Origin of the sequence: Pseudomonas sp. SMV71 (genome assembly GCF_052042015.1) — a bacterium.
Taxonomy (GTDB): Bacteria; Pseudomonadota; Gammaproteobacteria; order Pseudomonadales; family Pseudomonadaceae; genus Aquipseudomonas.
Genome location: NZ_JBKGGU010000039.1, coordinates 1 through 21,932, shown reverse-complemented (window position 1 = coordinate 21,932; position 21,932 = coordinate 1). Strand labels below are relative to the sequence as shown.

The following is a 21,932-nucleotide window of genomic DNA, read 5'->3' as shown; positions in this document are numbered from 1 at the left end:
GGATCGGTGGTATCCATTGCCTGTGAACAGCAGGCAACTCCGAATACAAAGGGTGCGATTTCCCCCTCCCTACGCTAACCTGCGGCCATGTTTTACGAGGTCGACTATGCACATCCATATTCTCGGTATTTGCGGCACTTTCATGGGTTCGATGGCGGTTCTGGCCAAGGAGCTGGGCCATCATGTGACCGGGTCCGACGCCAACGTCTACCCGCCGATGAGCACGCAGCTGGAGGCCCAAGGCATCGAGCTGACCCAGGGCTATGACCCGGCGCAGTTGGATCCGGCGCCGGACCTGGTGGTCATCGGTAATGCCATGTCCCGCGGCAACCCGGCGGTGGAGTACGTACTGAACAAGGGCCTGCCCTATGTGTCCGGGCCGCAGTGGCTGGCCGATCATGTGTTGCAGGGCCGTTGGGTCCTGGCCGTGGCCGGTACCCACGGCAAGACGACCACCAGCAGCATGCTCGCCTGGGTGCTGGAACACGCCGACATGAGCCCGGGCTTCTTGATCGGCGGTGTGCCGCAGAACTTCTCGGTGTCGGCGCGCCTGGGTGGCACGCCGTTTTTCGTGATCGAGGCCGACGAATACGACAGCGCGTTTTTCGACAAACGCTCGAAATTCGTCCATTACCGCCCACGCACGGCGATCCTCAACAACCTTGAATATGATCACGCCGACATCTTTCCGGATCTACCGGCCATCGAGCGGCAATTCCACCACCTTGTCCGCACGATCCCAAGCGAAGGCCTGGTGATCCATCCGACCACCGAACCGGCCTTGCAGCGGGTGATCGAGATGGGCTGCTGGACCCCGGTGCAGACCACCGGCGCCGGTGGGCAATGGCAGGTGAAACTGCTCAAGGACGACGGTTCGCAGTTCGAGGTGATGTTCGAGGGCGTGTCCCAAGGCGTAGTCGAATGGGAACTGACCGGCCAGCATAACGTCGCCAACGCCCTGGCAACCCTGGCGGCGGCCCGACATGTCGGCGTCGTGCCGTCCATGGGCATCGCCGCGTTGAGCGCGTTCAAGAGCGTCAAGCGTCGCATGGAAAAAGTCGCCGAAGTGCGCGGCATCACCATCTATGACGACTTCGCCCACCACCCGACCGCCATCGCCACCACCCTCGACGGTTTGCGCAAGCGCATCGGCGACGCGCCGCTGATTGCCATCATCGAGCCGCGTTCCAATTCAATGAAGCTGGGTGCCCACCGTGACGGTCTGCCGGAAAGCGTGGTGGATGCCGATCAAGTGATCTGGTACGCACCGGCCAACCTCGGCTGGGACCTGGGCGCGACTGCCGCGCTGTGCAGTGTGCCAGCGATTGTCAGCGATTCGTTGGAAGGCATCATCGAGCGCGTGAAGAGCCAGGCCCAGCCCGGCACCCATGTGGTGATTATGAGCAACGGCGGCTTCGGCGGCCTGCACGGCAAGTTGGCCGAGGCGCTGAAATGAACACTCGTTTGGAGAGCAATGGCCCCGAACGCATCACCCTGGCGATGACCGGGGCGTCCGGCGCCCAGTACGGCTTGCGCCTGCTCGATTGCCTGGTGCGGGAAGACCGCGAGGTGCACTTCCTGATTTCCAAGGCAGCGCAACTGGTGATGGCGACGGAAACCGACGTCACCCTGCCGCCCAAGACTCAGATGATGCAGGCGTTCCTCACCGAGTACACGGGAGCGGCAGCAGGGCAGATCCGGGTGTACGGCAAGGAAGACTGGATGTCGCCCGTGGCCTCGGGCTCCGGCGCGCCGGCGGCGATGGTGGTGGTGCCGTGTTCCACCGGCACGCTGTCGGCGATTGCCACCGGGGCCTGCAACAACCTGATCGAACGGGCGGCGGACGTCACGCTCAAGGAGCGCCGGCAGTTGATCCTGGTGCCACGGGAAGCGCCGTATTCGAGCATTCATCTGGAGCACATGCTCAAGCTGTCGAACATGGGCGTGACCATCCTGCCGGCCTCGCCGGGGTTTTATCACCAGCCGCAGACCATCGATGACCTGATCGATTTTGTGGTGGCGCGGATTCTCAATCTGCTGAACATCCCCCAGGACATGCTGCCGCGCTGGGGCGAGCATCATTTGAGCAGCGATGAATAAGCTGCTGTTGGTACTGCTGGCGCTGCAACTGACCGGCTGCGCCACCGCCCGCACCCTCGACGCCGCCAAGCCTGGCGCGCCGGTGGTGTACGCCGGGACGCGCCTTGACCTCTACGCCCTCAATGGCGGCTGCTGCGCCAAGGACCGCTTCGGCGCCGAGGCCCCGAGCTATCCTGGGGTTGATCTGCCGGGCAGTGCATTGCTCGACACCTTGTTGTTGCCGTTGTCGTTGTTTACGGCGACGGGGGTGGGGTTTCAGGCGACGGGTGGGATGTAACTGAGCCTGCGCGATTGCTTTGGACTTGGGGTGTAATGAGCATCCTGTGGCGAGGGAGCTTGCTCCCGCTCGACTGCGCAGCAGTCGCGTTCCGGGCTCAACAAAAGATCCTGGGGCCGCTTCGCCCGAGGCGTCGGACCGTCCCGGCGGGAGCAAGCTCCCTCGCCACAAAGGGGCTGTGTTTGGCTGAGGTTGGGTAGTGGCGGCCTGTCAGGCACTACAGAATCACTTACCCAACTTACGCAACTCATCCGACTCCACCACCCGCACCCCGTCCTGCTCCTCCAGCGCCAGGCGCCACATGGCGCGGGCCAGTTGGCAGGCTTCGATGCCGTGGTATTTGCCCGGGATCAGTTTCGACAGCGGCCCGGCCAATTGCTCGGCCAGGCGCGGTTCGACGCGTTCGCCCAGCAGCAGGGAAGGGCGGCAGAGGGTCAGTTGCGGCCAGTCCTGGCTTTTCAGCGCCGCCTCCATCTCGCCCTTGACCCGGTTGTAGAAGATCGACGACTGCGCGTCCGCCCCAAGGGCGCTGATGGCGATCAGGTGCCGCGCCCCCAGCTCCCGGGCGCGCTTGGCAAAGGCCACGACCAGCTCCAGGTCCACGGCCCGAAAGGCTTGTTCGGAGCCGGCCTTCTTGATGGTCGTTCCCAGGCAGCAGAAGGCGATATCCACCTGACCACTGAGTTGCGGCAAAACCTGAGCCGGTTCCCCAACCGGATTTTCCAGGCGCGGGTGTTCGGCCAATGGTCGGCGTGAAGGTGCCAGGACCCGGGTGATGGTCGGCTCGTTAAGTAGCCGATCCAGCAGATGTTCCCCGGTCAGTCCGGTCGCACCGGCGAGCAAAACATGCTGAGGCGTCAAGTACATAGTGTTTCCCCCTTGATACAGTTCAGCTTAGTTGCTCTTTATGGCCTCGTCGTTCAATGCAGTGCTTTGTAATGCTTTGCGTGCCTGCTGCTTGCGCAGCAACTGCCAGTGGGAAACCACCGTCCGGGGAGCCCAGATCTGCGGTTCAGAGGCTTCGAAATTATCCGCCTGCTCCCGCTCGGCCACGGTGGCCTTGGCGCGCTTGAAGGCCTGTTCCAAATCGTCGGTCTGGTTCAGCGCCTGGGCAAACAGGGCGTCGCCGAAGTAGGTGAAGTTGGCTTCTTCGGAGCAACCGAAGGACACCCGGTCGGCCCGCGAGGCGGTCATGATCAGCGTGCGTTCATCCTTGAGCGCCGGGATGAAACCACCGGAGTAGCACGCCGAGATCACCACGATCTTGTCGCGATTTTTCAGCGGCGCCAGGACCGCAGCCAGTTCATCGGCGGGCAGGTCGGCCAGTTCCATGCGCGGCTGGTCGAGCACCAGTTCGTGCTCGCTGGTGCCATGGCTGGTCAGGTAGATGAACACCAGGTCTTCCGGACCGCTGCGTTCGGCCAGGGTGGCGACGGCACGGCGCAGGGTTTCGCGGCTGGCCATGGGCCGGTCGCCGAGGTGATCGCGGTGGTTCACCAGGCGGATCTGCCCGAATGCGCCGAAGCGGCTGGCGAGCATGTTGGCGACATAGTCGGATTCGCGCAGGAACACGCTCTGCTTGCCGTCGCCGCCCAGGGTCAGGCTGTACAGTTCCACGGCAGGCGTTGAGGCCGGGATATTGGCGAGGGCTTCGTCCAGCAGCCGGCCCTGGGCCAGCAGGCCGAGTTCCAGCACGTCCGGCAACAGCCGGCCATTTGCGTCGCGCACCCGTTGGCCGTTGGCCCAAGTGCCGTCCTGCACGGTGCCGTCGGTCAGCACCAGGGTTCCGCGCCCGTTGTAGGCGTCGTTTTCGAAGCTGCCGACATAGAAACTGCCGTCAGGCAGGTTCAGACGACCCTGGCCAGTGAAGCGCCATTCATTGAAATGGCCGATGTAATGGCTGCCATCGGCACCGGTCAGCTCGCCCTTGCCGGTGAGTGCGCCGTCCTTGAACTGGCCGATCCAGACATCGCCATCGGCGTTTTCGTAGCGCCCGCGCCCGTTGAGCTGGTTGTCCTTGAAGCCGCCGACGTAGACGTCGCCTTCGGCACTGTTGAAGGTACCCTTGCCCTGCAGCTGTCCATCGACAAAATGCCCGGTAAACTGGTTGCCGGCGGCATCGAAGCGCTGGCCCTCGCCGTTGGGCTTGCCGTTGACGAATGGGCCCTGGTATTGGCTGCCGTCGGCAAGCTCCAGGCGTCCGAGCCCCGAGTAGCGGTCGGCCTTGAATTCACCACGGTAGGTCACGCCGTTTTCCTTGAGCGTGCCTTCGCCGTCGCGCCGGCCTTGCTTGAAACCGCCGGTGTAGCTGCTGGTCGGCGTGGTCAGGCTGCCCTGGCCGTGGAACAGGCCATGCTGGAACTGGCCGCGATAGACCTCGCCATTGCTGCCATGCCATTCCCCGGTGTCGTGCCACTGGCCCTTGTCGAACTGCCCGGCGTACCAGCTGCCATTGGGGTAATCGATGCGCCCCTGGCCTTGCAGCAAGCCGTCCACCAGGTCACCGCGATAGCGTCCGCCGTCGGGCAGGCGCGCGTCGGGAGGCAGCGGTGATTCGCCGTCGCCACAGGCGGTGAGCAACAGGGTCAGGGTCAAGGGGACGAGTAAGCGCATAACGGGATCCAGGTAATCAGGCCACGAGTATGCCGCAGCCGAGCCTTCTGGATATAGAGAAGCGGTGCGAAACTGCCTGAGCGGCTTCGCTTCCGCCCAGGTTTACACGAAGCAGAGCGACAGCGGCTCGGCGATGTAGGCCGGTTTTTCCGAGCCTTCGATTTCCAGCGTGGCGGTGGCCTTGAGCAGCCATTGGCCGGGTTTTTTCTCGGTGACGTCCACCAGGTCTACCTTGAGCCGGACTTTGGAATCGACCTTCACCGGCTGGATGAAGCGCACGCTGTCCAGCCCGTAGTTGACCACCATCTTCACGCCCTCGGGCAGGATCAGGATGTCTTCCATCAGCTTGGGCATCAGCGACAGCGACAGGAACCCGTGGGCGATGGTGCTGCCGAAGGGTGTCTGCGCGGCCTTGACCGGATCGACGTGGATGAACTGAAAGTCGCCTGTGGCTTCGGCGAACAGGTTGATGCGGTCCTGGTCGATGGTCAGCCATTCGGAACGTCCAAGTTCCTTGCCGACATAATCTTTGAGCTCTGCAACGGGAACATAGGGCATTGAGACTCTCCTTGGTTCATCGGTTTTATTTTTTTTGGGGAGCGGCGGCCTCGGCCTCCGGAGAACCACTGTAGATCAACATGGCGGACAACGAAGGTCATCGACCATGCTTTTTACGAATGCCGAACCATAGCGCGGGCGTGCTTATAATGCGGGCGCATTCAATGAACAGCTGTTGCGGGGGGAGAACGGATGTTGCTACGGGGCCTGACCTGGCTGGTGTTGTTCCAATTGCTGGGCACTGCGATCAATCATTTGTTCCTGCCGGTGTTGCCCGGGCCCATCGTCGGCCTGCTGTTGTTGCTGGGTTACCTGATCATTCGCGGCGAGGTCGCCGAGCCGCTGAGCCTGGCCGCCGGCAGCCTGCTGCGTTACTTGCCGTTGCTGCTGGTGCCGCCGGCGGTTGGGGTGATGGTCTATGCGCGGGCGATTGCCGCTGACTTCTGGGCCATCGTCGGCGCGCTGGTGCTGTCGCTGGTGCTGTCCATGGCCTTCACCGGCGTGCTGATGCAGCGCCTGGCTCGGCGCCATGCCCCGGCAGCGGAGGACGCGCCATGATGTTTGACTGGCAGGGCGCCTGGGCCTCGGTGATCCATCATCCGCTGTTCGGCATCGGGATTACCCTGGGCGCTTATCAGGTGGTGCTGGCGGCGTTCGAAAAGACCCGCTGGGTGTTCCTGCAACCGGTGCTGATGTCGATGGTGCTGTTGATCGGCGTGCTGGTCAGTTGCGGCATCAGCTACGCGGAATACCGCAAGAGCACCGAGATCCTCAGTATTCTCCTGGGCCCGGCCACGGTCGCCCTGGCGGTGCCGTTGTACCTGAACCTGCGGCGGATCCGGCAATTGTTCTGGCCGATTTTTACTACGCTGGTGATAGGCGGGGTGTTTGCCACGGGCTCGGCGGTGGTCCTGGGCTGGGCGTTTGGCGCCGACCACATGATTCTGATGACCATGGCGCCGAAGTCCGTGACCTCGCCGATCGCCATGCTGGTGGCCGAACAGATTGGCGGCGTGGCGGCCATGGCCGCGGTGTTCGTGTTGATCACGGGTGTGCTTGGGGCGATTTTCGGGCCGGGTATTCTGAATCGGTTGGGGGTCCACAGTCCCGAAGCTCGGGGCATGGCGCTGGGACTCACGGCCCACGCCGTGGGAACGTCCGTGGCGTTGCAGGAAAGTGAAGAGTCCGGTGCGTTTGCGGCGCTGGCGATGAGTCTGATGGGCGTGGCCACGGCGGTGTTGCTGCCGTTGGTGGTGTCGATGACCGTTTAAGGAACTGGTTATGAGTTTGCCGCTTTTCCCGTTGAACACCGTGTTGTTCCCCGGTTGCATCCTGGATCTGCAGATTTTCGAGGCGCGTTACCTCGACATGATCGGGCGCTGCATGAAAAAGGGCGAAGGCTTCGGTGTGGTCTGCATTCTCGATGGCGAGGAAGTCGGCATCGCGCCGGACGGCTATGCGCGGGTCGGTTGCGAGGCACTGATCACTGACTTTTCCCAGCAGGACAACGGCCTCCTGGGCATACGGGTGCAGGGCGGGCGGCGGTTTCTCGTGCACAGCAGCAGCGTCCAGGCCGACCAACTGACCGTCGCCGAAGTGCAATGGCTGGAAGAAGAGCCGGAGCAGCCGCTACAGGATGAGGACGCTGATCTGGTGGCGCTGCTCAAGGCCCTGGCCGAACATCCGATGGTCGAAGCCTTGAACATGGGCACCGAGGCGACTGGGCAGCAGTCGCTGGCCAATCAGTTGGCTTACCTGCTGCCGTTCAATGAACTGGACAAGATCGACCTGCTGCAACTGGATGATCCGCAGCAGCGGCTGGATGCGATCCAGGCGTTGCTCGATGAGTTGCAGGGCGAGTTGTTTGCCTGAAACCGCTGGGCAACCGCTGGACCCTGTGGGAGCGAGCCTGCTCGCGATGGCGGTGTGTCAGTTGACGGTGATGTTGACTGTGCAGGCGTTATCGCGAGCAAGCTCGCTCCCACAGGGGGGCTTCAGTGTTTATGAATCCGTGTTCAATAGGCATACCTCAACATCCCATGCGGCAAATGCCGCAACGCAAAGAAACTGAACGCTGCTACCAGCGCCGGCAGGATCAGCCACCAGATTTTCGGCGGCATGGCCGGCAGTGGGGCCGGGCGCTGGCTCAGCCACAGCATGGCGGCGCAGACGCAGGCGGCGAGCATGGCACCGGCGACTACATCGCTCGGCCAATGCGCCCCCAGGTACACCCGCGACAGGGCAATCGCCAAGGCCGGCAGGCAACCCAGCAACAGCCAGGTCAGGCGCAGGCGGGGCGGTTGTCCGCGTCCGGCCAGGATGGCCAGGCTCAGGAACAGCGCGAATGCGCCTGAAGCATGGCCGCTGGGCATGCTGTAGCTGGTCAGCGGGTCGGTGAGGATCTCCGGGCGTACGCGGGCGAAGAAGTGTTTGCTGCCGGTGTTAGCCAGGGAGGTAAGCAACATCGTGCCCCCGGCGAAGATCGCCTGCCGCCACTGGCGGGCCAGCAACAGCAGAACGGTGAGCAGGCTGCTGAAGATCAGCATGTTGCGGAATTCGCCGATCAGGGTGAAGGTCACGGCGATTTCGTCCAGCGCCGGGGTGCGATGTTCTTGGACCAGGGTCATCAGGCCCTGGTCGAAGGCGCTCAGGTAGCCAAACCCGAGGAACAGGCCGATCAGGATCACCAGGCCCAGCCCGGCAATGTACGCCGCGGCGTGCCGGTGCCGGCGCATGCTGCTGTTGACGCTCAGCCCGATCATCACCGCGATGCTGCCGATGACGATACCGGCCTGGGGCCAGAAACCCTCGGGTAGCGGCAGGCGGAACGCTGCTCCGGTGGCCCAGCCCGGCAGCAGGTACGCCACGGTCCAGCCGGACGCGGCCAGCACGCTGACAGCGGCAAAGCGCGGGAACGGCATGTCGCACATCCCGGCGACCATCGGCAACATCGGCCGCAGTGGGCCGATAAAACGCCCCACCAGCAGGCTGGCGATGCCGTAGCGCTGGAAATAGTTTTCCGCCGCGCTCATCCATTCCGGATGATGCCGCAGCCCCGGCAGGCGCCGGATGTTCTGGTGGAAATGCCGCCCCAGAAAGTACGACACCCCGTCCCCGAGCAAGCCCCCGAGCAGGCCCAGCAGCAGTGTCTCGCCCAGTGACAACGCGCCGCTGCCGGCCAGCACCGCTATGGCAAACAACAGCACAGTGCCCGGCACGATCAACCCGGCAATAGCCAGGCACTCCACGCACGCGACAATGAACACCGCCACCGCCAGCCATTGCGGATTGACGGTCAACCAACCGGTGATGCTATCGAGCCATGGGCCCATAAAGACAACTCCATTGAATATTCATCGGCTACGCCAGGCGCCAGGTGGGAGCGATCCGACGATGGCGGTGTGCCAGTTATCATCTGATTCTACTGTTCCGACGCCATCGCGAGCAGGCTCGCTCCCACAGGGTTCGCAGGTGAATGAAAATCCATGGTCATCCAAGATCCATTGTGGGAGTGAGCCTGCTCTGGGCGGCGCTCCGACGATAGTGGTGTGTCAGCCACTATCAATTCTGCTGATCCGACGCATTCGCGAGCAAGCCCGCTCCCACAAGGGGCGGCGGTGTTATCAGGACAGCAAAAAATAATCACGGCCTTCGACCTGTCCCCGTCGAAGTGGGTTGCGGGTGCACCACGGGGCGTAGGCGGCGTCGACGAAGCGGTAGGGCAAGTGTTCGTCCCGCCCCAATGGGATGCCCAGGCGGGTGGTCTGGATCACATTGACCGTCGGCACGTCGACATCTTCCACCAGCAGGCGCTCGGGGTCGAAGCGTTTGGCGTCCCACTCCGGCACTTTCAGTCCCAGGGCCTTGCACAGCAGAGTCTGGCCGGCGCAGAGCTTTTGCGGTGTGCGCGGGCGTCCCTGGGCGTCGGGGTTGTTCAGCAGCATCTGCGCCAGGCTCGCCGGGCCGGAAACCGTGTCGACCCACGGATACGCCGATTTGATCAACACCGCATTGCCAGGGCCCTGGGCACTGAAGTTCAGCGAATCGCCGCCCCGGGCGTAGTACATATAGATGTGTCCGCCATCCAGAAACAAAGCCTTACGTTTTTCCGTATAGCCCAGGGAGGCGTGACTGCCTTTTTCGGCGAAGTAATACGCCTCGGTCTCGATGATCCGGGCGCTGAGCCACAGGTCGCCGACCTTATGGCGGATGACTTTGCCCAACAGGTCCCGGGCGAGCACTTGGGCGTCGCGATCAAAGAACGAATGGGGCAGGGCGTTTGGCGGTCGAGGCAGATCGGTCATGTCGATAAACGGAGTGAGGCCAAGGGAAGCGCGATCATAGCAATGAAAAACTTAATCACGGCTGAACGCTTGCCGTTATGACTGGTGGGCTTCTTAAAAGGTTGCGCGTCTTTAAGGCCGGAGAGCTTGTTGTGAAGGATGAGCTTTACTGTGGCGAGGGAGCTTGCTCCCGCTGGGCTGCGTAGCAGCCAAAAAAAAACGGGCCGCTTCGCGCCCCAGCGGGAGCAAGCTCCCTCGCCACAGGGATCGGCTTTGCTCCAATCGCTCGCTTTACGCCATTTTCATGCCCCATCGGTCACCCGCGTACAGCCAGACTGTCGCTGCTGCTGTTAGTCGAGGGTTACGACAGCTATAATCTGCCGCTTTCCTCACCGCCAAGACCACACAGACCATGACTGAGTCCGTTCTTGACTACATGACCCGCCTGGGTCGCGCTGCCCGCGAGGCGTCGCGCATCATCGGCCGTGCCAGCACCGCGCAGAAAAACCGCGCCCTGCAAGCCGCCGCCAATGCGCTGGACGCCGCTCGCGCCGAGTTGTCCGCCGCCAACGAACTGGACCTGGCCGCCGGCCGGGCCAATGGCCTGGAGCCGGCCATGCTCGAGCGTCTGGCGCTGACTCCGGCCCGCATCGACGGCATGATCGTCGGTCTGCGTCAGGTCGCGGCACTGCCGGACCCGGTCGGGGCGATCCGCGACATGAGCTACCGGCCGTCGGGCATCCAGGTCGGCAAGATGCGCGTGCCCCTGGGCGTGGTCGGGATCATCTACGAGTCGCGGCCGAACGTGACCATCGACGCCGCGAGCCTGTGCCTGAAGTCGGGTAACGCGACCATCCTGCGCGGCGGTTCCGAGGCAATTCATTCCAACCGCGCCATTGCCGCCTGCATCCAGCGCGGTCTGGCCGAGGCCGATCTGCCGGCCGCCGTGGTGCAAGTGGTGGAGACCACCGACCGCGCCGCCGTCGGTGCACTGATCAGCATGCCCGAGTTCGTCGACGTCATCGTGCCCCGCGGTGGCAAGGGCCTGATCGAGCGGATCAGCCGTGACGCCCGCGTGCCGGTGATCAAACACCTGGACGGCATCTGCCACGTCTACGTCAGTGCCCACGCCGACCTGCCGAAAGCCCAGCGCATCGCCTTCAACGCCAAGACCTATCGCTATGGCATCTGCGGCGCGATGGAGACCCTGCTGGTGGACCAGGCCGTTGCGCAGCAATTTTTGCCGTCGATGGCCGCCCAGTTCCGCGAAAAAGGCGTCGAGCTGCGCGGTTGCGAGCGCACCCGGTCGATCATCGAGGCGAATGCGGCCACCGAAGAAGACTGGGACACCGAATACCTGGCGCCGATCCTGTCGATCCGCGTGGTCGATGGGCTGGATGAAGCCATCGAACACATCAACCGTCATGGTTCGCACCACACCGATTCGATTGTCAGCGAGCACCAGGGCGAAACCCGGCGCTTCGTTGCCGAAGTAGACTCGGCCTCGGTGATGATCAACACCCCGACCTGCTTCGCCGACGGTTTCGAATACGGATTGGGTGCCGAGATCGGCATTTCTACTGATAAGCTGCACGCTCGCGGCCCGGTGGGTCTCGAAGGCCTGACCTGCGAGAAATACATCGTGGTCGGCGACGGCCAGTTGCGCGGACAGGAGCCGGCCTGACTTGGGCGATCTCGACCCACGGGCCCCTGTGACTAAGACCGCTGTGACGGCGACCACCGCGCCAAAGCGCATCGGTATCCTGGGCGGCACGTTCGACCCGGTGCACATTGGCCATTTGCGCGGTGCGCTGGAAGTCGCCGACGCCCTGGGCCTCGATGAGCTGCGCCTGGTGCCCAGCGCCAGGCCGCCGCATCGCAATGCGCCGCAGGTGTCGGCGCGGCAGCGTCTGGCAATGGTCGAGCGGGCGGTGGCCGGTGTCGCGCCGCTGGTGGTGGACGCCCGCGAATTGCAGCGGGACAAACCGTCCTACTCCATCGATACCCTGGAGCTGATGCGTGCGGAACTCGCCGCAGATGCCCAGGTTTTCCTGCTTCTGGGCTGGGACGCGTTTTGCGGCCTGCCCACTTGGCATCGCTGGGAAGAGTTGCTCCAGCATTGCCACATCCTGGTGCTGCAACGCCCGGATGCCGACAGCGAGCCGCCGGATGCCTTGCGCAACCTGCTGGCGGCCCGCTCGGTGAGCGACCCGCTGGCCCTCAAGGGGCCGAGCGGACAGATTGCATTCGTCTGGCAGACGCCGCTCGCGGTATCCGCCACCCAGATCCGTCAACTGCTGGCCAGCGGTAAGTCGGTACGTTTCCTGGTGCCCGACGCGGTCCTGGCCTACATCGATGCGCACGGACTGTACCGTGCGTCGAACTGAACAAGGCGTGCTTTGCCGACACGAATCAACGTGTAACCAAGCGCCCGAACACATGAGCAAAACGAGTTTTATATGACGAACAAAGACGCAGTAATCGAGAACCCGATGGTCAAAGTGATCGTCGATGCCCTGGAAGACGTGAAGGCCCAGGACATCCAGGTTCTGGATGTTCGCGAGAAGCAAAGCATCACCGACTACATGATCATCGCCACCGGTACCTCCAATCGCCAGATCAACGCGATGCTGGAAAAGGTCCGCGAAGAAGTGAAGAAGAAAGGCCTCAAGCCGCTGGGCGAAGAAGGCAAGGGCGACAGCGACTGGGTGCTGCTGGATCTGGACATCGCCATCGTGCACATGATGACCGCCTCGGCCCGCCAGTTCTATGACCTGGAGCGCCTGTGGGCCGGCGCCGAGCAGAGCCGTGCGGCCGATGCCCGTCACCACAGCCCGGAAAACACCCATGAGCACTTCACCAAGCTCAACAAAGACCAGCAATAAGGGACCGCTGTGCGACTGCGCCTGATCGCCGTCGGTTCTCGCATGCCCAAATGGGTGGAAGAAGGCTGGCATGAATATGCCAAGCGTCTTCCGTCCGAGCTGGCCCTGGAACTGGTGGAAATTCCGCTCAATACCCGTGGCAAGAACGCCGACGTGGCGCGCTTCATCCGCCAGGAAGGCGAAGCCATGCTGGCCAAGGTCGGGCCGAACGAGCGCATCGTCACCCTGGAAGTCCATGGCAAGCCCTGGAGCACCGAGCAGCTGGCGGTGGAACTCGATCGCTGGCGGCTGGATTCGCGCACGGTCAATTTCATGGTCGGTGGCCCGGAAGGGTTGGCGCCGGAAGTCTGTGCCCGGGCCGACCAACGCTGGTCGTTGTCGCCATTGACACTGCCGCACCCGCTGGTGCGGATCCTGATCGGCGAACAGCTGTACCGTGCCTGGACAGTCCTGTCCGGGCACCCTTACCACAAGTAATCCTGCCCTCATGCCTCAGCCGATCCGCATCAAGGACCACGAAAAAGACGCCCGCCTGGTGCGTAGCCGCGTCGTGTTCGGCGCCATAACGGTGGTTACGCTGATCGGCGTGCTGATCGCACGGTTGTATTTCCTGCAGGTGATCCAGTACGAGTACCACTCGACCCTGTCGGAAAACAACCGGGTGCATGTGCAGCCGATTCCGCCGACCCGCGGGCTGATTTTCGACCGCAATGGCGTGGTGGTGGCCGACAACCGGCCCAGCTTCAGCCTGAGCATGACCCGCGAGCGCTCCGGCGACTGGCAGAAGGTGCTCGACGTGATCGTCGAAGTGCTGCAACTGACACCCGATGACCGGGCGATCTTCGAGAAGCGCATGCGCCAGGGACGACGGCCGTTCGAGCCGGTGCCGATCCTGTTCGAGCTGACCGAAGAGCAGATCGCCCTGATCGCCGTGAACCAGTTCCGCCTGCCCGGCGTCGAGGTGGTGGCGCAGTTGGTGCGGCATTATCCCCAAGGGCCGCACTTTGCTCATTCGGTCGGCTACATGGGACGGATCAACGAGAAAGAGCTCAAGACCCTCGACCCGGTCAATTACAGCGGCACCCACCACATCGGCAAGACCGGCATCGAGCGCTTCTACGAGCCCGAACTGCACGGTCAGGTGGGTTACGAAGAAGTCGAGACCAACGCCCGTGGCCGGGTGTTGCGGGTACTCAAGCGTACCGACCCGATCCCCGGCAAGGACATCGTCCTGAGCCTGGACATCAAGCTGCAAGAGGCTGCCGAAGCTGCCTTGGGCGGGCGTCGTGGCGCGGTGGTGGCGCTGGACCCGGCCACCGGCGAGGTGCTGGCGATGGTCAGCCAGCCGAGCTTCGACCCGAACCTGTTCGTCACCGGCATCAGCTTCAAGGCCTACGCCGAGTTGCGCGATTCCATCGACCGGCCGTTGTTCAACCGGGTGCTGCGCGGCCTTTATCCACCGGGCTCGACCATCAAGCCGGCGGTGGCGATCGCCGGGTTGGACGCTGGCGTGGTGACCGCGTCGAGCCGGGTCTACGACCCTGGCTATTACATGCTGCCCAACTATGACCACAAGTACCGCAACTGGAACCGTACCGGCGACGGCTATGTGGACCTGGAAACGGCGATCATGCGTTCCAACGACACCTACTTCTATGACCTGGCGCACAAGCTGGGGATCGACCGGTTGTCGTCCTACATGAACAAGTTCGGCATCGGTCAGAAAGTCTCCCTGGACATGTTCGAAGAGTCCCCCGGCCTGATGCCGTCCCGGGAATGGAAACGGGCGACCCGACGCCAGGCGTGGTTCCCCGGCGAAACGCTGATCCTGGGGATCGGCCAGGGCTACATGCAGGCAACGCCGCTGCAACTGGCCCAGGCCACCGCCCTGGTGGCGAGCAAGGGCAAGTGGTATCGCCCGCACCTGGCCAAGACCATCGAAGGCCAGAAGCCGGTGGACCCGCACCCGATGCCGGACATCATCCTGCACAACCCGTCGGACTGGCAGAAGGTCAACAACGGCATGCAGCAGGTGATGCACGGTGCACGGGGTACGGCGCGCAAGGCCGCCATCGGTTCGCCTTACCGCATCGCCGGCAAGAGCGGTACCGCCCAGGTCGTCGCCATCAAGCAGGGCGAGAAATACGACCGCTCCAAAGTCCAGGAACGCCACCGCGACCACGCTTTGTTCGTAGGATTTGCCCCGGCCGACAACCCGAAGATCGTTGTCGCCGTGATGGTCGAGAACGGCGAATCGGGGTCCGGTGTCGCCGCGCCGGTGGTCCGCCAGGTCATGGACGCCTGGTTGCTGGATGAGCACGGCCAGCTCAAGCCTGAGTACGCAAGCCCTACCACCGCGGAGGCCACAGCCCGTGAAGAATAATTTCGACCGCATCCTCTCCAGCGAAGATGTGATGCGTCGTCGGGCGACCCTGTTGCAGCGCATGCACATCGACGGCCCGCTGCTGATCCTGCTGTTGATCCTGGCCGCCGGCAGCCTGTTCGTGTTGTATTCGGCCAGCGGCAAGAGCTGGGACCTGCTGGCCAAGCAGGCCAGTTCGTTCGGCATCGGCCTGGTGTCGATGATCGTCATCGCCCAGCTCGAACCGCGGTTCATGGCGCGCTGGGTGCCGCTGGCCTATGTGATCGGCGTGGGCCTGTTGGTGGTGGTGGACGTCATGGGCCATAACGCCATGGGTGCCACGCGCTGGATCAACATCCCCGGGGTGATTCGCTTCCAGCCTTCGGAATTCCTGAAGATCATCATGCCGGCGACCATCGCCTGGTACCTGTCCAAGCGCACCTTGCCGCCGCAGCTCAAGCACGTGTGCATCAGCCTGTTGCTGATCGGCATCCCGTTCATCCTGATCGTCCGTCAGCCAGACCTCGGCACTTCGCTGCTGATCCTGGCCGGTGGCGCCTTCGTGCTGTTCATGGGCGGGCTGCGCTGGCGCTGGATCCTCAGCGTGATCGCCGCCGCCGTGCCGGTATCGGTGGCGATGTGGTACTTCGTGATGCACGACTACCAGAAGCAGCGCGTCCTGACGTTCCTCGACCCGGAAAGCGATCCGCTGGGCACCGGCTGGAACATCATCCAGTCCAAGGCCGCCATCGGTTCTGGCGGGGTGTTCGGCAAGGGCTGGCTGATGGGCACCCAGTCGCACCTGGACTTTTTGCCGGAAAGCCACACCGACTTCATCATCGCGGTGATGGGCGAGGAGTTCGGCCTGGTAGGCATTTGCGTGTTGCTGTTGATCTACCTGCTGTTGATCGGCCGGGGACTGGTGATTACCGCGCAGGCCCAGACGCTGTTCGGTAAATTGCTCGCCGGCAGCCTGACCATGACGTTTTTTGTTTATGTTTTCGTCAACATCGGTATGGTCAGTGGCCTGTTGCCGGTGGTGGGCGTGCCGTTGCCCTTCATCAGCTATGGAGGAACTTCGCTGGTGACACTACTGTCAGCGTTTGGGGTTTTGATGTCGATCCATACCCATCGCAAGTGGATCGCGCAGGTTTGAATAAGGTGAAGAGTTCAATGCAAGCAATGCGTGGCTGGTCGACGCGACATGCGCCGTGGATCGGCCTGGTGGGGTTGTTGGGCGGTGCATCGCACGCCTGGGCCGGCGAATACGAGGGCTCACCGCAGGTGGCCGAGTTCGTCGGTGAGATGACCCGCGACTACGGTTTTGCCGGTGAACAGCTGATGGGGGTGTTCCGCGAGGCCGAGCGCAAGCAGTCGATCCTGGACGCAATCTCCCGGCCCGCCGAGCGCGTCAAGCAGTGGAATGAATACCGGCCGATGTTCATTACCGAGGCGCGTATCGCCCGGGGCGTGGATTTCTGGCGACAGCACGAAGCGGCCCTGACCCGCGCCGAGCAGGAATATGGCGTGCCGGCCCAGGTCATCGTGTCGATCATCGGCGTCGAGACCTTCTTTGGCCGCAACACCGGTAATTTCCGGGTGATCGATGCGCTGTCGACGCTGGGGTTCGATTATCCGCCGCGCGCCGAGTTCTTTCGCAAGGAACTGCGTGAGTTCCTGCTATTGGCCCGGGAAGAGCAGGTCGACCCGCTGACCCTCAAGGGCTCCTACGCCGGCGCCATGGGCCTGCCGCAGTTCATGCCCAGCAGCTTCCGCGCCTACGCGGTGGATTTCGACGGCGACGGCCACATCAATATCTGGAACAACCCGACCGACGCCATCGGCAGTGTCGCCAGCTATTTCAAGCGTCACGGCTGGGAGGCCGGCCAGCCGGTGGTCAGCCGTGCCGACGTGCGTGGCGACCAGGTGGACGAAGGCCTGACCGAGGGCATCGAGCCGACGAAAACCGTCGGGGAGTTGCGGGCGTTGGGCTGGTCGAGTCATGATGCGCTGCGTGACGACATGCCGGTCACCGCGATGCGCCTGGAAGGCGAGCAGGGCCCCGAATACTGGATGGGCCTGAAGAATTTCTACGCGATTACGCGTTATAACCGCAGCGTGATGTACGCCATGGCCGTATATCAACTGTCTGAAGAGCTGGTCAAAGCACGGGGCGTCAAATAATGCGGGCATTGCCTACCTATCAACCCCTGAAAGCCAGGCCCCTCAAGCTCGTGGCATTGGCCGCGCTGTCGCTGCTGGTCGTCAGTTGTTCGACCAACCGCGCGCCGGCCCAGAAGAACACCAGCGCCGTGCGCGCCATGCCGGGCCTGGACATCAACCGGGCCCACAAGGACGGCGCGCCGTGGTGGGACGTGGACGTCTCGCGCATTCCTGACGCGACGCCGACCCTGCACACCGGGCCCTACAAGGCCAACCCGTACACGGTGCTGGGCAAGACCTATTTCCCGATGGCCGACTCCAAGCGTTACGTCGCTTCGGGCACCGCGTCCTGGTACGGCACCAAGTTCCACGGCCAGAACACCGCCAATGGCGAGGTCTACGATCTGTACGGCATGAGCGCGGCCCACAAGACGCTGCCGTTGCCCAGCTACGTGCGGGTGACCAACCTGGACAACAACAAGAGCGTGATCCTGCGGGTCAATGACCGGGGGCCGTTCTATTCCGACCGCATCATCGACCTGTCGTATGCGGCGGCGAAAAAACTCGGTTACGCTGAAATCGGCACCGCGCGGGTCAAGGTCGAAGGCATCGACCCGCAGGAATGGTGGGCCCAGCGTGGCCGTCCGGCGCCTTTGATGCTCAACGAGCCAAAAGTGGCGCAAAATGCCGCGCCAACCGTGACGGCGTCTGCCGGGACGGTCGAGCAATGGACACCGCCGCCGCAGCAACATGCCGCCGCCGTGCTGCCGGTGCAGATCGATGCAAAAAAAAACGCTTCTGCACCAGCGTCTGGCCAGTATCTGCAAGTGGGCGCGTTCGCCAACCCGGACGCTGCCGAGCTGCTACGGTCCAAGCTGAGCTCGATGGTGAGCGCCCCGGTGTTCATCAGCTCGATCGTGCGCAACCAGCAGACCCTGCACCGGGTACGCCTGGGGCCGATCGGTTCTCCGGGTGAGGTCCAGCAGGTGCAGAACAGCGTGCGCCTGGCCAATCTCGGTTCGCCGAGCCTGGTCACCGCCGAGTGATTTGATTGAAGGCCCGCTTGTGGTTCGAGCGGGTCAGGTTGTTGGCTCCACGCATAACAAAAAGCCCGGCAGGGGATGTGAGTGAGCAACTACAATACGCGGCAGCCAAGAGGTCACTGCCGATCAGTCAAGTCCTGCACAACCCCTGTGGCGAGGGAACTTGCTCCCGCTGGGCTGCGGAGCGGCCCTTCCTTTTCAGGGAGCGCTTCGCACTCCAGCGGGAGCAGGCTCCCTCGCCACGGGATACGGAGCAGGCCTTGTTTTTGATTGATCGGCATAGCCAGGAAGGCTGCCTGTCAAGTATTGCCCTTGGGCAGTTTCCATTAGCGATTTCGAGAGACGGATGAACATCACCACCTTTGCCAAACGCCTTTGCCTGCTAGTCCCGCTGCTGCTGTCACCTGCCGCGTTCGCGGTCGAAATGATGCCGGCGCCCCCTCAACTGGCCGCCAAGTCCTTTGTGCTCATGGATGCCAGCAGCGGCGAAGTGCTGGTGGAGAACAACGGTGACCAGCGCCTGCCACCGGCCAGCCTGACCAAACTGATGACCGCCTACATCGCGACCCTGGAGATCCGTCGCGGCCAGATCGGTGAAAACGATCCGGTGACCGTCAGCGAAAACGCCTGGCGCACCGGCGGTTCGCGGATGTTCATCAAGGTCGGTTCGCAAGTGACCGTCAGCGACCTGCTGCATGGCATCATCATCCAGTCCGGCAACGACGCCAGCGTCGCGTTGGCCGAGCATATCGCCGGCAGCGAAGACGCGTTCGCCGACATGATGAACAAGACCGTGGCCGACCTGGGCATGACCAACAGCCACTTCATGAACCCCACCGGCCTGCCGAACCCCGAGCACTACTCGTCGGCGCACGACATGGCGCTGCTGGCCCGGGCGATCATCCATGAAGACCCGGCGCACTATGCCATCTACTCCCAGAAGGAATTTTTCTGGAACGGCATCAAGCAACCCAACCGCAACCTGCTGCTGTGGCGCGACAAGACCGTCGACGGCCTGAAGACCGGTCATACCGAAGAGGCTGGTTATTGCATGGTGTCCTCGGCCGTGCGTGACGGCATGCGCCTGATTGCCGTGGTCTTCGGCACCAACAGCGAAGTGGCCCGTGCCGCCGAGACTCAGAAACTGTTGACCTACGGCTTCCGCTTCTTCGAAACCCAGACGTTCTACCAGAAGGGCACCGAACTGGCCCAGGCCCAGGTCTGGAAGGGCACCAGCAGCCAGGTCAAGGCCGGCCTGGCCCAGGACCTGACCATGACCTTGCCCAAAGGCCAGCTCAAGAAGCTCGCTGCCAGCATGACCATGAACCCGCAACTGACCGCTCCTATCGCCAAGGGCGACGTGATCGGTAAAGTCGAAGTCAAACTGGACGACAAAGTGGTGCACAGCGCCGACCTGATCGCGCTGGACGCGGTCGAGGAAGGTGGTATCTTCCGCCGCATGTGGGATAGCATCCGTCTATTCTTCTACGGCTTGTTCAACTGATTCGAGTGTTGACCTGCATGGCCCCGTTCCGGTCTGGCGCGGGGCCATGTTCGTTACCACGGCTTACGAGGCCGTTACGCCATGACAGACTCTGAAGTAAAGGCACCCAAGATCGAGTTTCCCTGCGCGGATTACCCGATCAAGGTGATTGGCGACACCGGCGTGGGCTTCAAGGACAAGATCATCGCGATCCTTGAAAAACACGCCACCGTTGATCTCAAGTCCCTGGCCGAGCGCCAGAGCACCAACGGCAAGTACACGACGATCCAGCTCCACATCATCGCCACCGGCCAGGAACAGCTCTACGACATCAACAGCGAGCTGCGCGCCACCGGTTTCGTGCACATGGTGTTGTGATGCCGGGTACGCTGGGCTTTCGCGAGCTGGGGCGGATGGCTTACGAGCCGGTCTGGCATGCCATGCAGCGTTTCACCAACGAGCGTGGTACCGGCGCCCAGGATGAAGTCTGGCTGGTGGAGCACCCTTCGGTGTTCACCCAGGGGCAGGCCGGCAAGGCCGAGCACCTGTTGATGCCGGGCGATATCCCGGTCGTGAAAGTCGACCGGGGCGGCCAGGTGACCTACCATGGCCCTGGCCAACTGGTGGCTTATTTGCTGCTGGACGTGCGCAAGCTGGGGTTTGGCGTGCGCGAACTGGTCACCCGGATGGAGACCTGCCTGATCGAGCTGCTGGCCAGTTATGGCGTGGCAGCGGCGGCCAAGCCGGATGCGCCGGGGGTCTACGTCGACGGCGCGAAGATCGCCTCTCTGGGCCTGCGGATCCGCCATGGCTGTTCGTTTCACGGCCTGGCGCTGAACGTGGACATGGATCTTGCGCCTTTCCGACGGATTAATCCCTGTGGCTACGCGGGGCTGGCAATGACCCAGCTGCGCGATCACACAGGACCGATTGAATTTGCCGAGGTAAGTGCCCGGCTGCGCGCGCAGCTCGTCAAACACCTCGACTATGCTGAGCAGACGACCCTCACGGGCGGAATCGACTGATATGACTACTGACGCAGTGCAAACCGTAATCCCGACGCAGGACGTTACCGAACGTCCGGCCCCACGTGCCAAGGTCGAGGCCGGCGTCAAGCTGCGCGGCGCCGAGAAGGTTGCACGCATCCCGGTCAAGATCATCCCGACCACCGAACTGCCGAAGAAACCCGACTGGATTCGCGTGCGGATCCCGGTTTCGCCGGAAGTCGACCGCATCAAGGCCCTGCTGCGCAAACACAAGCTGCACAGCGTCTGCGAAGAAGCTTCGTGCCCGAACCTGGGCGAGTGCTTCTCCGGCGGCACCGCCACGTTCATGATCATGGGTGACATCTGCACCCGTCGCTGCCCGTTCTGTGATGTCGGTCATGGCCGGCCAAAGCCTCTGGACGCGAGCGAGCCGGAAAACCTGGCCGTCGCCATCGCCGACCTGAAGCTGCGCTACGTGGTGATCACCTCGGTTGACCGTGACGACCTGCGTGACGGCGGCGCCCAGCACTTTGCTGACTGCATCCGCGAAATCCGCAAGCTGTCGCCGAACGTGCAGCTCGAAACCCTGGTGCCGGACTACCGTGGCCGCATGGACATCGCGCTGGAAATTACCGCCGCCGAGCCGCCGGATGTGTTCAACCACAACCTGGAAACCGTGCCACGCCTGTACAAGGCTGCGCGTCCGGGGTCGGATTACCAGTGGTCGCTGACCCTGTTGCAGCGCTTCAAGCAGATGATGCCGCACGTTCCGACCAAGTCCGGGTTGATGCTGGGGCTGGGGGAAACCGATGAGGAAGTCATCGAGGTCATGAAGCGTATGCGTGAACATGACATTGATATGCTGACTCTGGGGCAGTATCTGCAGCCTTCGCGTAGTCACCTGCCGGTGCAGCGGTTTGTGCATCCGGATACCTTTGCGTGGTTTGCGGAGGAGGGGTACAAGATGGGGTTCAAGAATGTGGCTTCGGGGCCGTTGGTGCGGTCTTCGTATCATGCGGATGAGCAGGCGAAGTTGGTTAAGGCTGAGTTGTTGGGGGGCTGATTTGCCGGCTTTTTAGGGGGGCAGATCCGTTGCTGCGGTAATGGCGGCTGGCGGTTTCGCCCTTACGGCGACTTACTTTTTTTCAAACGCCAAAAAAAGTAAGCAAAAAAGGCTTC

Annotated in this window: 23 protein-coding genes; 18 read left to right on the top strand and 5 right to left on the bottom strand. The window is 62.9% G+C overall.

Translation table 11 applies throughout. The features are described from left to right. Positions 1-106 precede the first annotated feature (106 nt). Genes mpl through ACLEJQ_RS25265 form a run of 3 tightly spaced genes read left to right on the top strand, consistent with a single transcriptional unit; the run spans position 107 to position 2,377 of the window. Entirely contained in the window at positions 107-1,456 is a 1,350-nt protein-coding gene (gene mpl, locus ACLEJQ_RS25275; protein WP_440799685.1) for a UDP-N-acetylmuramate:L-alanyl-gamma-D-glutamyl-meso-diaminopimelate ligase, read from the top strand. Next, a complete protein-coding gene (ubiX, locus tag ACLEJQ_RS25270; protein WP_440799682.1) occupies positions 1,453-2,100 on the top strand; it encodes a flavin prenyltransferase UbiX in 648 nt (215 codons plus the stop codon). The genes mpl and ubiX overlap by 4 nt, the downstream gene beginning before the upstream one ends. Then, complete coding sequence (locus ACLEJQ_RS25265; RefSeq protein WP_440799679.1) at positions 2,093-2,377, top strand: YceK/YidQ family lipoprotein; 285 nt, start codon at positions 2,093-2,095, stop codon at positions 2,375-2,377. The genes ubiX and ACLEJQ_RS25265 overlap by 8 nt, the downstream gene beginning before the upstream one ends. A gap of 225 nt (positions 2,378-2,602) precedes the next feature. On the opposite strand, the gene ACLEJQ_RS25260 is transcribed toward ACLEJQ_RS25265, so the two are convergent. From ACLEJQ_RS25260 to ACLEJQ_RS25250, 3 genes are all read right to left on the bottom strand, one after another. After that, complete coding sequence (locus ACLEJQ_RS25260; RefSeq protein ID WP_440799676.1) at positions 2,603-3,244, bottom strand: oxidoreductase; 642 nt, start codon at positions 3,242-3,244, stop codon at positions 2,603-2,605. Between the two features lie 27 nt (positions 3,245-3,271). Next, a complete protein-coding gene (locus ACLEJQ_RS25255; protein WP_440799673.1) occupies positions 3,272-4,990 on the bottom strand; it encodes a C13 family peptidase in 1,719 nt (572 codons plus the stop codon). Positions 4,991-5,092: 102 nt separating this feature from the next. Then, on the bottom strand, positions 5,093-5,548 hold the full coding sequence (locus ACLEJQ_RS25250) for a MaoC family dehydratase (protein ID WP_440799670.1): 456 nt from the start codon (positions 5,546-5,548) through the stop codon (positions 5,093-5,095). 192 nt (positions 5,549-5,740) lie between these two features. Between ACLEJQ_RS25250 and ACLEJQ_RS25245 the strand changes: the two genes are divergently transcribed. The 3 genes from ACLEJQ_RS25245 to ACLEJQ_RS25235 are packed head-to-tail and all read left to right on the top strand — an operon-like array spanning position 5,741 to position 7,420. Further along, positions 5,741-6,106, top strand: a complete 366-nt coding sequence (locus ACLEJQ_RS25245) for a CidA/LrgA family protein (protein WP_440799667.1) — start codon at positions 5,741-5,743, stop codon at positions 6,104-6,106. Further along, positions 6,103-6,819: an LrgB family protein gene (locus tag ACLEJQ_RS25240; protein WP_440799664.1), complete on the top strand. Its 717-nt coding sequence runs from the start codon at positions 6,103-6,105 to the stop codon at positions 6,817-6,819. The genes ACLEJQ_RS25245 and ACLEJQ_RS25240 overlap by 4 nt, the downstream gene beginning before the upstream one ends. 10 nt (positions 6,820-6,829) lie before the next feature. Next, positions 6,830-7,420: an LON peptidase substrate-binding domain-containing protein gene (locus ACLEJQ_RS25235; protein ID WP_440799661.1), complete on the top strand. Its 591-nt coding sequence runs from the start codon at positions 6,830-6,832 to the stop codon at positions 7,418-7,420. A gap of 143 nt (positions 7,421-7,563) precedes the next feature. On the opposite strand, the gene ACLEJQ_RS25230 is transcribed toward ACLEJQ_RS25235, so the two are convergent. Then, positions 7,564-8,880 (bottom strand): bifunctional DedA family/phosphatase PAP2 family protein, encoded by a 1,317-nt coding sequence (locus ACLEJQ_RS25230; protein ID WP_440799658.1) that lies wholly within the window; start codon positions 8,878-8,880, stop codon positions 7,564-7,566. Positions 8,881-9,171: 291 nt separating this feature from the next. Further along, entirely contained in the window at positions 9,172-9,852 is a 681-nt protein-coding gene (locus tag ACLEJQ_RS25225; RefSeq protein WP_440799655.1) for a DNA-3-methyladenine glycosylase, read from the bottom strand. Between the two features lie 391 nt (positions 9,853-10,243). On the opposite strand from ACLEJQ_RS25225, the gene ACLEJQ_RS25220 reads away from it, so the two are divergent. The 12 genes from ACLEJQ_RS25220 to lipA all read left to right on the top strand — a co-directional run bounded on the left by ACLEJQ_RS25220 (position 10,244) and on the right by lipA (position 21,816). Next, positions 10,244-11,515, top strand: coding sequence for a glutamate-5-semialdehyde dehydrogenase (locus ACLEJQ_RS25220; RefSeq protein ID WP_440799652.1), 1,272 nt, complete (start codon positions 10,244-10,246; stop codon positions 11,513-11,515). A 28-nt stretch (positions 11,516-11,543) separates the two neighbouring features. Next, the gene (gene nadD / locus ACLEJQ_RS25215) at positions 11,544-12,218 is read left to right on the top strand and encodes a nicotinate-nucleotide adenylyltransferase (RefSeq protein ID WP_440799649.1); all 675 of its coding nucleotides are present in this window, start codon (positions 11,544-11,546) and stop codon (positions 12,216-12,218) included. A 72-nt stretch (positions 12,219-12,290) separates the two neighbouring features. Further along, positions 12,291-12,716, top strand: coding sequence for a ribosome silencing factor (rsfS, locus tag ACLEJQ_RS25210; protein WP_053151789.1), 426 nt, complete (start codon positions 12,291-12,293; stop codon positions 12,714-12,716). A 9-nt stretch (positions 12,717-12,725) separates the two neighbouring features. Beyond that, entirely contained in the window at positions 12,726-13,193 is a 468-nt protein-coding gene (rlmH, locus tag ACLEJQ_RS25205) for a 23S rRNA (pseudouridine(1915)-N(3))-methyltransferase RlmH (protein ID WP_003185785.1), read from the top strand. A 10-nt stretch (positions 13,194-13,203) separates the two neighbouring features. Beyond that, a complete protein-coding gene (gene mrdA, locus ACLEJQ_RS25200; protein ID WP_440799646.1) occupies positions 13,204-15,099 on the top strand; it encodes a penicillin-binding protein 2 in 1,896 nt (631 codons plus the stop codon). A gap of 31 nt (positions 15,100-15,130) precedes the next feature. Beyond that, entirely contained in the window at positions 15,131-16,234 is a 1,104-nt protein-coding gene (rodA, locus tag ACLEJQ_RS25195) for a rod shape-determining protein RodA (RefSeq protein WP_440799688.1), read from the top strand. A gap of 17 nt (positions 16,235-16,251) precedes the next feature. Further along, on the top strand, positions 16,252-17,262 hold the full coding sequence (gene mltB, locus ACLEJQ_RS25190) for a lytic murein transglycosylase B (protein WP_440799643.1): 1,011 nt from the start codon (positions 16,252-16,254) through the stop codon (positions 17,260-17,262). Beyond that, positions 17,262-18,287: a septal ring lytic transglycosylase RlpA family protein gene (locus ACLEJQ_RS25185; RefSeq protein ID WP_440799640.1), complete on the top strand. Its 1,026-nt coding sequence runs from the start codon at positions 17,262-17,264 to the stop codon at positions 18,285-18,287. Before mltB ends, ACLEJQ_RS25185 begins: the two co-directional genes overlap by 1 nt. Positions 18,288-18,630: 343 nt before the next feature. Beyond that, positions 18,631-19,788: a D-alanyl-D-alanine carboxypeptidase family protein gene (locus ACLEJQ_RS25180; protein ID WP_440799637.1), complete on the top strand. Its 1,158-nt coding sequence runs from the start codon at positions 18,631-18,633 to the stop codon at positions 19,786-19,788. An 81-nt stretch (positions 19,789-19,869) separates the two neighbouring features. Then, positions 19,870-20,145 (top strand): DUF493 domain-containing protein, encoded by a 276-nt coding sequence (locus tag ACLEJQ_RS25175; protein ID WP_107432461.1) that lies wholly within the window; start codon positions 19,870-19,872, stop codon positions 20,143-20,145. After that, positions 20,145-20,792 carry a lipoyl(octanoyl) transferase LipB gene (gene lipB / locus ACLEJQ_RS25170; protein ID WP_440799633.1) on the top strand — a complete coding sequence of 216 codons (648 nt, stop codon included), beginning with the start codon at positions 20,145-20,147 and terminating at the stop codon, positions 20,790-20,792. The genes ACLEJQ_RS25175 and lipB overlap by 1 nt, the downstream gene beginning before the upstream one ends. Position 20,793: 1 nt before the next feature. Continuing rightward, positions 20,794-21,816, top strand: coding sequence for a lipoyl synthase (gene lipA / locus ACLEJQ_RS25165; RefSeq protein ID WP_440799630.1), 1,023 nt, complete (start codon positions 20,794-20,796; stop codon positions 21,814-21,816). Positions 21,817-21,932: the final 116 nt, after the last annotated feature.

Coding starts and splice junctions, on each gene's coding strand:
- mpl (WP_440799685.1), top strand. CDS start 107: ATGCACATCCATATTCTCGGTATTTGCGGCACTTTCATGGGTTCGATG.
- ubiX (WP_440799682.1), top strand. CDS start 1,453: ATGAACACTCGTTTGGAGAGCAATGGCCCCGAACGCATCACCCTGGCG.
- ACLEJQ_RS25265 (WP_440799679.1), top strand. CDS start 2,093: ATGAATAAGCTGCTGTTGGTACTGCTGGCGCTGCAACTGACCGGCTGC.
- ACLEJQ_RS25260 (WP_440799676.1), bottom strand. CDS start 3,244: ATGTACTTGACGCCTCAGCATGTTTTGCTCGCCGGTGCGACCGGACTG.
- ACLEJQ_RS25255 (WP_440799673.1), bottom strand. CDS start 4,990: ATGCGCTTACTCGTCCCCTTGACCCTGACCCTGTTGCTCACCGCCTGT.
- ACLEJQ_RS25250 (WP_440799670.1), bottom strand. CDS start 5,548: ATGCCCTATGTTCCCGTTGCAGAGCTCAAAGATTATGTCGGCAAGGAA.
- ACLEJQ_RS25245 (WP_440799667.1), top strand. CDS start 5,741: ATGTTGCTACGGGGCCTGACCTGGCTGGTGTTGTTCCAATTGCTGGGC.
- ACLEJQ_RS25240 (WP_440799664.1), top strand. CDS start 6,103: ATGATGTTTGACTGGCAGGGCGCCTGGGCCTCGGTGATCCATCATCCG.
- ACLEJQ_RS25235 (WP_440799661.1), top strand. CDS start 6,830: ATGAGTTTGCCGCTTTTCCCGTTGAACACCGTGTTGTTCCCCGGTTGC.
- ACLEJQ_RS25230 (WP_440799658.1), bottom strand. CDS start 8,880: ATGGGCCCATGGCTCGATAGCATCACCGGTTGGTTGACCGTCAATCCG.
- ACLEJQ_RS25225 (WP_440799655.1), bottom strand. CDS start 9,852: ATGACCGATCTGCCTCGACCGCCAAACGCCCTGCCCCATTCGTTCTTT.
- ACLEJQ_RS25220 (WP_440799652.1), top strand. CDS start 10,244: ATGACTGAGTCCGTTCTTGACTACATGACCCGCCTGGGTCGCGCTGCC.
- rsfS (WP_053151789.1), top strand. CDS start 12,291: ATGACGAACAAAGACGCAGTAATCGAGAACCCGATGGTCAAAGTGATC.
- mrdA (WP_440799646.1), top strand. CDS start 13,204: ATGCCTCAGCCGATCCGCATCAAGGACCACGAAAAAGACGCCCGCCTG.
- rodA (WP_440799688.1), top strand. CDS start 15,131: ATGCGTCGTCGGGCGACCCTGTTGCAGCGCATGCACATCGACGGCCCG.
- mltB (WP_440799643.1), top strand. CDS start 16,252: ATGCAAGCAATGCGTGGCTGGTCGACGCGACATGCGCCGTGGATCGGC.
- ACLEJQ_RS25185 (WP_440799640.1), top strand. CDS start 17,262: ATGCGGGCATTGCCTACCTATCAACCCCTGAAAGCCAGGCCCCTCAAG.
- ACLEJQ_RS25180 (WP_440799637.1), top strand. CDS start 18,631: ATGAACATCACCACCTTTGCCAAACGCCTTTGCCTGCTAGTCCCGCTG.
- ACLEJQ_RS25175 (WP_107432461.1), top strand. CDS start 19,870: ATGACAGACTCTGAAGTAAAGGCACCCAAGATCGAGTTTCCCTGCGCG.
- lipB (WP_440799633.1), top strand. CDS start 20,145: ATGCCGGGTACGCTGGGCTTTCGCGAGCTGGGGCGGATGGCTTACGAG.
- lipA (WP_440799630.1), top strand. CDS start 20,794: ATGACTACTGACGCAGTGCAAACCGTAATCCCGACGCAGGACGTTACC.